Below are 13500 nucleotides of genomic sequence, written 5' to 3' on the forward strand. Positions count from 1 at the left end.
ATGAAAACAGAAGCAACACATTTACCAGAATTGTTTGGCAGCTATGTTTTTAACGAGGAAACAATGAAAGAGCGCCTTTCATCCGCTTCCTTCAAGGAGTGGAAGAAATGTATCACAGACGGTACACCACTTGAGCTCACAACTGCAAATGAGATTGCGGAATCCATGAAGCAGTGGGCAATCGAGAAGGGCGCAACACACTATACACACTGGTTCCAGCCCATGACAGGAGTTACAGCCGAGAAGCACGACAGCTTCATCGATCCTGTTGGCGGCGGCAAGATCATGATGGACTTCTCCGGCAAAGAGCTGGTAAGAGGTGAGCCCGATGCATCAAGCTTCCCTTCAGGCGGCCTTCGTGCTACCTTCGAGGCAAGAGGCTATACAGCTTGGGATCCCACAGCTTTTGCCTTCGTAAAAGATAATTCACTTTACATCCCTACAATTTTCCTTTCCTATTCAGGTGAGGCCCTTGATAAAAAGACTCCGCTCCTTCGTTCTATGGACGCTGTAAGCAAGCAGTCAATCAGAATCTTAAGGCTCTTCGGAGACACAGAGACCAAGCGTGTCACAGCACAGTGCGGTCCCGAGCAGGAGTATTTCCTTGTGGACAAGGCTCTTTACAAGCAGCGTGAAGACCTGATCATGACAGGAAGAACTCTTTTCGGAAACAAGCCTCCCAAGGGGCAGGAGCTTGAGGATCACTACTTCGGAGCTATCAAGCCCAGGGTTGCAGCTTACATGGAGGATCTCGACAACGAGCTCTGGAAGCTTGGCGTTCTGTCAAAGACCAAGCACAACGAGGTTGCTCCCGCACAGCACGAGATGGCGCCTGTTTACTCAGATGCCAACACAGCTTCCGATTCCAACCAGATTGCAATGGACATCATGAAAAAAGTTGCAGACAGACATAACTTCGTTTGCCTCCTTCATGAGAAGCCTTTTGCAGGAGTTAACGGCTCCGGTAAGCACGACAACTGGTCCATCGGAACAGATACAGGTAAGAACCTTCTTAAACCCGGCAGCACACCAAGCCAGAACGCACAGTTCCTTCTTTTCCTGGCTGCCTTTGTAAAAGGTGTGGATGAATATCAGGATACCTTAAGATGCACAGTTGCATCCGCAGGAAACGATCACAGACTCGGCGCGCAGGAAGCACCGCCTGCAATTATTTCTATTTTCCTTGGTGATGAGCTTGAAGCGGTGGTTGAATCAATCATCGAAGGCAAGCCCTACAAGGATGGTGGCAAGAAAAAGATCCAGATCGGAATTGACGTACTTCCTTCAATTCCTCAGGACAACACAGACAGAAACAGAACATCACCCATGGCCTTCACCGGCAATAAGTTTGAGTTCCGTATGCTTGGTTCATCCCAGTCAATCTCAGGTCCCAACATCGCCCTGAACACTATCATGGCTGAGGAGCTCAAGCAGTTCGCGGATAAGCTTGAGAAGTCCAAGAACTTCCAGGAAGATCTTCAGAAGCTCATCAAGAAGACTTTTACAGATCACAGAAGAATCATCTTCAACGGAAACGGATATGATGCATCATGGGTTACAGAGGCTAAGAAGCGCGGGCTTTCAAACCTTATATCAACAGCTGATGCGCTTCCTCACTACAACGACAAGAAGGCAGTTGACCTCTATGTGGGCAACGGCGTTTACACCAAGGGTGAGGTTGAGGCGAGAGCGCTTATCCATGCTGAGACCTACAATGCCAAGATCGCAATCGAGGCTAACACAATGCTGGATATGATCCGCAGACAGATCCTTCCTGCAGTATCATCCTACGCCGCAGAGCTTTGCGACCGTATGGCAACCCTCAAGGCAGCAGGCTGCGTAACAGCTTACGAGACAGATACTTCAAAAGAGGTTGCAGTTCTCACCGATGCTCTTATGAAGCAGTGCCAGAAGCTTGCTAAGGACATGGACAAGGTTCCCGAGGATCCTTGGAAGGCCCTTGCATACTATCACAAGACAATCATTGCAGATATGGACGCAGCAAGAAAGTCAGCTGATGCGTTAGAGCTTCTTGTGGATGAGCAGTATTGGCCATTCCCTGTATACTCAGATCTGTTGTTCTCTGAGTAATAAAGTTTATTGGTAGCTAAATAGTGGGGCCTGTCCCCATCAACAAACTGTGAACAACACAGTCTGCCGGTAATATAAGTAGTTCACAATTTGTTAATGGGGACAGGCCCCACAGATATGTTAATGGGGACAGGCCCCACAAATAATGAGGAGTAAGGAAAAATGATAAGTGACCAGAAGGGGCAGATGCTTAGCCCAATCCTATATAACGACAATATAGAGCACGACGCCTGCGGTATCGGCGCTGTGGTCAACATCGACGGACATGCTGATTATAAGGTCCTAGACGATGCGCTTTCCATCGTGGAAAAGCTTGAACACAGAGCAGGAAAAGATGCCAGCGGCAAAGTCGGAGACGGTGTAGGCATCCTCCTTCAGATCTCACATGCATTTTTCTCCAAGGCCGCAAGGCGCTGCGGAATTTCCCTCAAGGGCAGCAGAGATTACGGAATCGGTATGTTCTTTTTTCCTCAGGACGAGCTTAAGAGAACCTTTGCCAAAAGAATGTTTGAAGTGATCTGCGAAAAGAACGGCCTTAAGTTCCTTGGCTGGAGAGAAGTGCCCACACATCCAGAGATTCTGGGAGACCTGGCAAGGGATTGCATGCCCTATATCTGCCAGTGCTTCATCGAAAGACCTGAGAATGTGGAGAGAGGCCTTGATTTCGACAGAAAGCTCTATGTCTGCAGAAGAGAGTTCGAGCAGAGCTCAGAGGACACTTATATCACCTCTTTATCCTCAAGAACCATCGTTTACAAAGGAATGTTCCTTGTTAAGCAACTCAGAGCCTTCTACGAGGACCTTCAGAGCGCTGATTACAAGACTTCCATCGCCATGGTTCACTCAAGATTTTCAACAAATACAACTCCCAGCTGGGAGAGAGCCCATCCCTACAGGATGATCGCCCACAACGGCGAGATCAATACAATCAGAGGTAACATCGACAGAATGCTGGCCAGAGAAGAAACAATCGTCTCTCCCATCATGAGCGATGAGGACACCGACAAGATTTTCCCTGTTGTGAACAAGAGCGGCTCTGACTCCGCAATGCTGGATAATACCCTTGAATTCATGTACATGAACGGCATCGACATGCCGCTGGCTGTAATGATGACTATTCCCGAGCCCTGGAAGCACAACCATTTCATGGAGGAGAGTAAAAAAGATTTCTATCATTACTACGCAACCATGATGGAGCCCTGGGACGGCCCCGCAGCCATTATTTTCTCAGACGGTGATATCCTTGGAGCGACTCTGGACAGAAATGGCCTGAGGCCCTCCAGATACTACATAACCGACGACAACAGACTGATCTTGTCCTCTGAGGTTGGCGTACTTGACATTGAATCCTCCCATATAGTGAAAAAATCGAGACTCCAGCCCGGCAAGATCCTACTTGTCGACACACAGCAAAAGAGAATCATCTCCGATGAGGAGTGCAAAAACTACTACGCAGCCCGCCAGCCCTACGGCGAGTGGATTGATGGAAATCTCCTTCACCTTGGCGAGCTGACCATACCCAACAAAAAGATCCCGACCCACACTCAGGAGATGAGAGATAAGCTCTACAAAGCCTTTGGCTACACCTATGAGGACGTCAAGACCGGCATCCTTCCCATGGCCATGAACGGCGTAGAGGCCACAGCCTCCATGGGACACGATGTTCCTCTGGCAGTTCTGTCGGAGAAGCATCAGCCGCTGTTTTACTATTTCAAACAGCTTTTTGCCCAGGTAACCAATCCTCCGATTGACTCCCTCAGAGAAGAGATCGTCACAGACACCACGGTTTACATCGGCTCCGACGGTAACCTTCTTCAGGAAAAAGGCGAAAACTGCAGAGTTTTGGAGGTCAACAACCCTATTCTTACAGGCGTTGACCTTATGAAGATAAGAAGTCTTGACCAGCCCGGTTTCAAGAGCGAAGTCATTTCACTTCTTTATTATAAGAACACATCCCTTAAAAAAGCTCTCGAGCAGCTCTCCATCAGCGTTGACAGAGCCTATGCAAAGGGAAGCAACATAATCATTCTCTCCGACAGAGGAATCGATGAAAACCACGTGGCAATCCCGTCACTCCTTGCGGTTTCCTCAGTGGAGCAGCACCTTGTAAGGACCAAGAAGAGAACCGCCGTTTCCATAATCCTTGAGAGCGGCGAGCCAAGGGATGTTCATCAGATGGCTACAATCCTTGGTTTTGGTGCAAGAGCAATCAACCCGTATCTGGCTCACGAGTGTATTGCCGAGCTCATAGATATCGGAATTTTGGACAAGGACTATCACACAGCTATCAAGGATTACAACTTCGCAATCCTTCACGGAATCGTTAAGACTGCGGCAAAAATGGGTATTTCAACCCTTCAGTCCTACCAGTCAGCAAGGATCTTTGAGGCCATCGGTCTTTCAAAGGAAGTGATAGATAACTATTTTACCGGAACCGTAAGCCGTATCGGCGGTATCGGAATCGAGGAGATTGAGGAAGGCATCAAGTTCAGACATGATCACGCCTTCGATCCTCTGGGACTTTCAACAGATACAACCCTGGACAGCACAGGCTTCCACAAGCTTAGAAGCGGCGATGACAAAGAGGACCACCTTTACAATCCTCAGACCATAATCGCACTGCAGCAGGCCTGCCAGAGCGGAAACTACGACAGATTCAAGGAATACACCGCAATGGTGGACGACGACAGACCGCACACCTTGAGAGGCCTTCTGGAATTTGTACCTAAGAAAAAAGAGATTCCGCTGGACCAGGTAGAACCCGCCTCCGAGATCGTAAAGAGATTCAACACCGGCGCCATGAGCTACGGCTCAATCTCACAGGAAGCCCACGAGACAATGGCAATCGCCATGAACACTCTGGGGGCAAAATCCAATACCGGTGAGGGCGGTGAGAATCCGGAGAGATTCGGAACCATCAGAAATTCAGCAATCAAGCAGGTTGCCTCAGGAAGATTCGGCGTTTCCAGCCAGTATCTTCTGAGCGCACAGGAAATTCAGATTAAGATGGCCCAGGGCGCTAAGCCCGGTGAGGGCGGACATCTTCCGGGCAAGAAGGTATACCCATGGGTTGCCAAAACAAGATTTTCCACACCGGGAGTATCACTGATATCACCTCCGCCTCATCACGATATTTACTCCATCGAGGATCTGGCGCAGCTCATATATGACCTTAAGAACGCCAACAGAAAGGCAAGAATATCCGTCAAGCTGGTTTCAGAAGCAGGCGTAGGAACTATCGCGGCAGGTGTTGCCAAGGCAGGAGCCCAGGTAATCCTGGTATCCGGCTATGACGGAGGAACAGGTGCAGCGCCCCACAGCTCCATACACAACGCAGGACTTCCTTGGGAGCTTGGAGTTGCAGAGGCCCACAGAGCACTTATTGAGAGCGGACTTCGAGATCACGTCATTTTGGAAACCGACGGTAAGCTCATGAGCGGCAGAGACGTGGCTATAGCGTGTCTTCTCGGCGCGGAGGAATTTGGTTTTGCCACAGCTCCCCTTGTAACCATGGGATGCATGATGATGAGAGTCTGCAGTCAGGATACATGTCCTTTCGGTATTGCAACCCAGAACGAGGTGCTGAGGAAGCGCTTTAAGGGTAAGCCTGAATATGTTATGAATTTCATGCTCTTTATCGCAGAAGAGATGAGAGAGATCATGGCAAAGCTTGGTTTCAAGACCGTGGATGAGATGGTTGGAAGAACCGACTGCCTTGAGATGAAGGAGAAGCAGATAACCAAGAGAGCTGAGATGGTTAACCTTTCTCAGATCCTTAACAAGGAATATGCGGACGTATCTGCAAAGCACTTTGATCCTAAGCTTTCTTACGACTTTAAGTTAAAAGAGACTGTTGATGAAGCAGTTCTTTTGCCAAAGTTCGAGAAATATATAGAGACCGGCAAGAAGCATGAGGAGTCGGCGGTTGTGACCAGCACCAACAGATCAGTAGGAACCATCATGGGATCTGTGATAACACAGAAGCTTGGAACCGACGTAAAAGACGACACCTTCGTAGTTAACTTCTCAGGCGGTGCGGGACAGTCCTTCGGAGCATTTATTCCTAAGGGAATGACAATGAGGCTCACAGGCGACGCCAACGACGGTCTTGGAAAGGGCTTGTCAGGCGGTAAGATTGTTGTTGTTCCGCCAAAGGATGCGGCTTACAAAGCTTCTGAAAACATCATCATCGGTAACGTTGCACTCTACGGCGCAACCTCAGGAAAAGCCTATATCTGCGGAGTTGCAGGCGAGAGATTCTGCGTAAGAAATTCCGGAGCAACAGCAGTAGTTGAGGGCTGCGGCGACCACGGACTGGAGTATATGACCGGCGGAAGAGCAGTGGTTCTTGGCGGAACAGGCAAGAACTTTGCAGCGGGAATGAGCGGCGGAATCGCCTATGTTCTTGATATGAATCATGACCTTTACAGAAGGATGAACAAAGAGATGGCTTCGATCCAGGAGCTTACCGAGAAATACGACATCGCTGAGCTACGGGACATTCTTGAGGACTACGTAAAGGAAACCGGTTCGGAACTTGGAAAAGAGGTGCTTGATAATTTCGAGGAGTACATACCTCATTTCAAGAGGATAGTTCCTCACGATTACCAGAGAGTTATAAGTGCCATCGGAAAATATGAGGAGCAGGGAATCTCACATGAGAATGCGGTTCTGGAAGCGTTCAACGAGATTACCAAAGGAGCATAAAGATGGGAAAAGCTACAGGTTTTTTGGAATATAAAAGAATTGAAGATAAGATCATTCCTGTGGATGAAAGAATTCTGAATTTCAAGGAATTCCATAACCATCTGGATGCAAAAGAGAGAAAGCTTCAGGGCGCAAGATGCATGAACTGCGGCGTCCCCATGTGTCAGTCGGCAATTAAGCTAAAAGGCATGGTAACGGGATGTCCGCTTCACAACCTGATTCCTGAGTGGAACGATGAGATATATCACGACCACATACAGCATGCGCTTTCAAGGCTTTTAAAGACCAGCAATTTCCCGGAGTTCACCGGACGTGTTTGCCCGGCTCTCTGCGAAAAAGCCTGTGTCTGCGGGATTAACGACGATCCCGTAACGGTTCACAACAACGAGCTGTACATAATCGAGACCGCTTTTAAGGAAGGCTACATGAAGCCCCGTATTCCCAAGGTAAGAAGCGGGAAAAAAGTTGCAGTAATAGGAAGCGGCCCTTCCGGACTGGCAGTGGCAGATCAGTTAAACAGGCGAGGCCACAGCGTTACGGTCTACGAAAGGGAGGACAGAATCGGCGGACTGTTGATGTATGGTATTCCAAATATGAAGCTTCAGAAGGAGATTATTTTCCGAAGACAGAAGCTCATGGAGGAAGAGGGAGTCGTATTCAAGACCGGTGTGAATGTTGGGATTGATATCACTGCTGAGGAGCTGAATGCAAAGTATGATGCCATCGCACTGTGCTGCGGCGCCAAGAAACCAAGGCCCCTTGGAGTCAAGGGATTTGAAGAGGTTAAGGGTGTTCACTACGCAGTGGATTTCCTTAAGTCCACTACCAAGAGCCTTCTGGAGAATGATCTTAAGGATGGAACCTTCATAAGCGCCAAGGACAAGCACGTAGTTGTTGTAGGCGGCGGAGATACCGGAAATGACTGCGTTGGAACCTGCATCAGACATGGCTGCAGATCAATAACCCAGTTGGAGATGATGCCCGCACCTCCCACAGAGAGGCTTGAGAGTAATCCCTGGCCTGAGTGGCCCAAGGTCCTTAAGACCGATTATGGTCAGCAGGAGGTCATCGCCAAGTTTGGTCACGATCCTCGTATCTACGAGACCACGGTAAAAGAGCTGGTTCTTAAAAAGGACAAGCTTTCAGCAATAAAGACTGTTCAGGTGAAATTCGAAAACGGCAAGCTCACCGAGGTGCCCGGCACCGAGAAGGAGATCAAATGCGAGCTTCTCCTCATCGCCGCAGGCTTCGTTGGCTGTCAGGAGTACACCGCAGACGCCTTCAAGGTTAAGCTCACACAAAGGGGAGTTGTGGAGACCGCCCCCGGCGCCTACAAGACCGGCAAAGACAAAGTCTTCACCGCAGGCGATATGCACCGCGGACAGTCCCTCGTGGTCTGGGCCATCGTGGAAGGCAGAGAATGCGCGATGGAGATTGATGAATTTTTAATGGGATACACGAATCTGTGAACATTCTGTGATTGGGGTCTGACCCCAATTCACACAATTTTCACATAATATATTGACAGCAATGGAGCTGTGAGGCTAATAAAAAGTCTTGCAGCTCCTATTTTTATAAATGTTCAACAGCTGTAATTAGCACCATGAGACGTAAGCGGAAGCATCCTGCAGCCGTTCACGTCCGGGAAACCAATTAAATAAACAGGAGGAGTAATGTTATGACAGAAGAAGCGATTAGGAGTTTGGTATCGGAGTCGTCAACGAGTACCGTGTTTGCCATCTGGTTCCTTATAGGAGCCGCACTGGTATTCTGGATGCAGGCAGGATTTGCCATGGTGGAGGCTGGTTTTACCAGAGCCAAGAACACCGGTAATATCCTTATGAAGAATCTTATGGATTTCTGTATCGGAACAGTAATGTTCATTCTTATAGGTTTCTCCCTTTTACTTGGGGAAGATTTAATGGGATTTATCGGCAAGCCCGGTTTTGACATTTTCACAAGCTATGCAAATTTTGATTTTTCAAATTTCGTATTCAACCTGGTATTCTGTGCAACAACAGCAACCATTGTATCAGGAGCTATGGCTGAAAGAACTAAGTTTTTATCCTATTGTATCTATTCAGGCGTGATCTCAGGTCTCATCTACCCAATTGAGGCACACTGGATCTGGGGCGGCGGCTGGCTCTCGCAGATGGGCTTCCATGATTTCGCAGGATCTTGCGCAATCCACATGGTAGGTGGTATCTCAGCCCTCATCGGCGCAGCTCTTCTTGGTCCTCGTATCGGTAAGTTCACTAAGGACAAGGCCGGCAAGATCACAGAAGTTAACGCTTTCCCCGGCAGTAACCTTGCAATCGGTGCCCTTGGCTGCTTCATCCTTTGGTTTGGATGGTATGGCTTCAACGGCGCAGCAGCAACATCAAAGGAGCAGCTTGCTTCAATTTTTCTTACAACAACAGTAGCACCTGCAGTAGCAACCTGTGTAACAATGGTATTTACCTGGATCAAATATGGTAAGCCCGATGTTTCAATGTCACTTAACGCATCTCTTGCAGGCCTTGTAGCTATCACAGCTCCCTGCGATGTAACAGACTGTTTTGGAGCAATCGTTATCGGTGCAGTAGCAGGACTTCTTGTTTGCTTCGGAGTTTGGTTCCTTGATTATGTACTCAGAGTTGATGATCCTGTTGGTGCCGTAGCAGTTCACATGATGAACGGTATCTGGGGAACAATCGCAGTTGGTCTTTTTGCAACACCTACAGCTCCCGGCAACGAGGAGACAGGCGTAGTTGGTCTTTTCTACGGCGGCGGCTTCCACACTCTTGGAATCCAGCTTGTAGGTTTTGTAACAGTAGCAGCATGGACAGCAATCACAATTACAATCGCATTCCTTATCATCAAGGCTACAATCGGCCTTAGAGTAACTGAGGAAGAAGAGATCCTTGGTCTTGACTCCACAGAGCACGGCCTTACATCAGCTTACGCAGGTTTCTCAATCATGGATATTTCAAACACTCTTACAGTTGATGTTAACGAGAACACAGACCTTGGCGAGGATTCCTACGACCTTGCTTCTCAGGCAAAAAAGGATGCTGCAGTACCTGTAACTGTGGAGGCACCCCTTTCACCGGAATTCGATACCGGTATGCACAAGGTTTCCATTATCTGCAAGCTTGCTAAGTTTGATACCCTTAAGAAGACCCTCAACGAGCTGGGCGTAACCGGCATGACCATGACACAGGTTATGGGTTGTGGCGTTCAGAAGGGTTCCACAGAGAAGTATCGTGGTGCGACAGTAGACTCAACGCTCCTTCCGAAGGTTAAGGTTGAGGTTATCGTATCGAAGATTCCTGTACAGAAGGTTATTGATGCGGCAAAGAAGGCGCTTTATACCGGACATATCGGAGATGGCAAGATCTTCGTTTACAATGTTAGCCGCGTTGTTAAGGTACGTACCGGCGAGGAAGGGGTTGCGGCTTTGCAAGATGTAGAATAATACAGTCCGGGGACGGTTCCTCATCCAATATAGTCAAAGACTTACAACAATAAAAATTTCGCCATAACCTTTCGGGGATTATAGGGCATTTCATCTAGTCAGACGGGCTCATTTCGACTTCGCTCAGAGCAATCGCCCGTCTGCCTATCTGAAACGCTCCTAAATCCACCTCGACGTTATAAGGCGAAATTTTTTTGCTGTAAGCCTTTACCTATATTGGATGAGGAACCGTCCCCTTGTCATCCATGCGTTCCCGGATAATTTTTAAAAAAATTCAAAAAATTGTAAAATAACTATAAAGTATTTTAAAATTCATCCGATATATCTATCGTAGCAAGGATTCCCCATAGCGGGAAAACCAGTAACCATCAATAATATAAAGTATTGCCCGGAGTATTTTTCTATTTCATTCTTAAACGAGGGGGAAAAGTTTAAGAAAAAGGCTAAAGTAAATAAGGAATCTTCCGATAAATGAAGTAGAAAACAAAAATTACTCCAGGGAAGGAGGAAAAGATTATGCGAATAGAAGCATACAGTCAGGTCCAGCAGATCTACTCAAACAACAAAGTCAATAAGACCCAGCAGCTTAAGAAGACCAATGATGTCAGGGATACTGTATCATTCTCTTCTATTGGAAAAGATATCCAGGTTGCAAAACAGGCTGTAAGTGAAGCCCCGAATATCAGGGAAGATATCGTAGCTCCGCTCAAAGCTGCTATTAAAAACGGTACTTATGATGTTAGTGGTGAGGCTTTTGCTGACAAATTACTGGCAAAATTCGAAGGCCTCTGATTATAGAGCAGCCACAGACTAAATTACATACAGGAGGATGATTCCAGTGGCAAGTCTTATGGAAAATCTTGTGGATGTCCTTGATAAGGAATGCACAATGTACGAGCAATTACTGGAGTTATCGAGCCGAAAGACCGTCATCATCATAAAAGGCGATCTAGAGGCACTTGCTAAGATCACGGATGAGGAGCAGTACGTGATAGGCAGTATCCAGATGCTGGAGAAACAGCGTGAAACAGCCATGAAGGATATCGCAAACGTACTCAACAAGGATGTTGATTCATTGAAGCTGACCGATCTGATCGTTGTACTGGAAAAAAGACCGGAAGATCAGAAAAATCTGGCAGTGCAGCGGGACAGACTAAGAGGTGTCACCGCAAATGTCAGACGTGTAAACGGCCAGAACCAGGAACTTCTGAAAAGTTCACTGGAGATGGTACAATTCGAGATGAATATCATCCAGGCGTCTAAGAGTGCTCCACAGACGGCAAACTATTCCAGAGCGTTAGACACTACAGGCGATTGTTTAGGTTACACATCGGGCGGGTTTGATGCAAAGCAGTAAAGCAGTACTTTATGAAGAAAGTGCTGCGGATGCATGTAGATAACTCGCTTAGGTAACCGTAGACAATACGGTAGTGTCTTTTTTGTACCCTTTTTTAGGTGCCTGTCCCCATCAACAAACTGTGAACAACACAGTCTGGAGGCAACCTAAGAAGTTCACAATTTGTTAATGGGGACAGGCACCTTGGAGGTAGTTATTATGTCACTAATGGCGAATTTATACGTAGGCTCCTCCGGCCTGCAGGCAACACAGAACGCCCTGAACACCACGGCCCACAACATGGCCAACATGGATACTGACGGCTACACAAGGCAGCAGGTATCCCAGGGAACAAGAGCATATCAGACTCTTGAGAACAGATTCGATTGTATCGCCCCAAAGCAGATCGGAACCGGAGTTAACTACAATAATTGTAAACAGGTAAGAAGCGAATTTCTGGATATTTCCTACAGGAAAGAGACAGGAAGGTCGTCTTTTTATGACGTTTCGGTAAAAGCGCTGGAGGAGATCGAGGATCAGCTTCAGGAGATGGAGGGAACGGAATTCGCCGATGCCCTCAATAACCTGTGGGTTTCGGTGCAGGAGCTGGCCAAGGATCCCTGCTCGGCGGTTAACCAGAGCGCATTGGTGACAAGAGCAAACGAATTTTTGACAAGAGCAAAAAGTGTTTATGAGGGCTTCGTTTCCTACCAGGAAAACCTGGATTCCATAGTAGTGGGAATGGTTGAAGACATCAACTACATCGGAGACCGCATAAGACAGCTCAATGAAGATATAGTAAGCATTGAATCAGGCAGAATGGAGAAGGCCAACGACCTTCGAGATGAGAGAAACCTTCTTCTGGACCAGCTGGGACAGTACGGCAAGATCGAGTATCACGAAGACATCTTCGGAAATGTTATCTGCCTCTTCGAAGGCTCCAGTTTTATCACCACAGATCACGTGAACCACATCGCCTGCGACAACTCATTATCTGAGGAAAAAGGCGGAAGCCCGGCAGGTTACAATACTCCTTACTGGGAGTACGCAGCAGTTACGGAGCTTAAGAGCGACGGCTCAAGACTGGTGATTTCAATTGACGGAGCACACGTTTTTGACCTTGAAACTCCTATCTCAACCTCAATAGATACAGATATCGGCAAGCTCAAATCAGTTCTTCTGGCAAGGGGCGACAGGAACGCCAACTATCATGACATTGTGGAGGACAAGGATTATTACAATGAAAAAATCGCACAGTCGGTAATCATGAACGTTGAGGCCGAGTTCGACCAGATGATCCACAACATCATGGCCAAGATGAATGAGATCCTTGAAAGCGCCGAGAGTAACCCCGGAGTTCTGGACGATTCAAAGGGAATGCCCTCCGACTTCACTCTTTTCACCGTGGCAAATGAAGATGACAAGCTGGTGTACAGGGTAGGCGAGGACAATCCTCCCGGAACAGTTATTACGGGACTTACCATAAAGAATACCCAGATTAATCCGATACTTATACAGGATCCAACTTATTTCACCTTCAGAACCATCGACGGCAATGAAGATACAGCAACGATGACGGCTCTGAAAGAAGCTTTTACAAAAGAGGAATACGTACTTAATCCCAACGTTTCAACAAGAAACAGTTTTATCACCTACTACAACAGCCTTGTTTCCCAGGTGGCCAACTCAGCGGATGTCTACAACTCCATCAAGGAGGCCCAGGAAAAAACAGTATCGGCGGTATCCTCCGCAAGAGAGCAGATCGTAGGCGTATCCAGCGATGAAGAACTGGAATTCATGATCATGTTCCAGAACGCCTACAACGCATCTTCAAGATACATCAACGTAGTAAGTGAAATGCTTGAACATCTGGTATCGACTTTAGGCGCATAAGAACCCTTTTTTACAG

Annotated in this window: 7 protein-coding genes; all 7 read left to right on the top strand. The window is 47.6% G+C overall.

Translation table 11 applies throughout. The annotated features are described in order from the left end of the window. The 7 genes from NXH67_RS08530 (at window position 1) to flgK (ending at window position 13484) form a co-directional block, all read left to right on the top strand. Window positions 1-2091: a glutamine synthetase III family protein gene (locus NXH67_RS08530; RefSeq protein WP_022777548.1), complete on the top strand. Its 2091-nt coding sequence runs from the start codon at window positions 1-3 to the stop codon at window positions 2089-2091. Between the two features lie 162 nt (window positions 2092-2253). After that, window positions 2254-6798, top strand: a complete 4545-nt coding sequence (gltB, locus tag NXH67_RS08535; RefSeq protein WP_022777549.1) for a glutamate synthase large subunit — start codon at window positions 2254-2256, stop codon at window positions 6796-6798. 2 nt (window positions 6799-6800) lie between these two features. Then, on the top strand, window positions 6801-8267 hold the full coding sequence (locus tag NXH67_RS08540; protein ID WP_272797104.1) for a glutamate synthase subunit beta: 1467 nt from the start codon (window positions 6801-6803) through the stop codon (window positions 8265-8267). 209 nt (window positions 8268-8476) lie between these two features. Then, window positions 8477-10255, top strand: coding sequence for an ammonium transporter (locus NXH67_RS08545; RefSeq protein ID WP_272797105.1), 1779 nt, complete (start codon window positions 8477-8479; stop codon window positions 10253-10255). Between the two features lie 516 nt (window positions 10256-10771). Continuing rightward, entirely contained in the window at window positions 10772-11047 is a 276-nt protein-coding gene (flgM, locus tag NXH67_RS08550; RefSeq protein WP_022777552.1) for a flagellar biosynthesis anti-sigma factor FlgM, read from the top strand. 37 nt (window positions 11048-11084) lie between these two features. After that, on the top strand, window positions 11085-11612 hold the full coding sequence (locus tag NXH67_RS08555) for a flagellar protein FlgN (RefSeq protein WP_242830337.1): 528 nt from the start codon (window positions 11085-11087) through the stop codon (window positions 11610-11612). Between the two features lie 198 nt (window positions 11613-11810). Continuing rightward, complete coding sequence (gene flgK / locus NXH67_RS08560) at window positions 11811-13484, top strand: flagellar hook-associated protein FlgK (RefSeq protein WP_022777554.1); 1674 nt, start codon at window positions 11811-11813, stop codon at window positions 13482-13484. Window positions 13485-13500 lie beyond the last annotated feature (16 nt).

The sequence above is a fragment of the Butyrivibrio sp. DSM 10294 genome, assembly GCF_028539135.1.
Classification (GTDB): Bacteria; Bacillota; Clostridia; order Lachnospirales; family Lachnospiraceae; genus Butyrivibrio.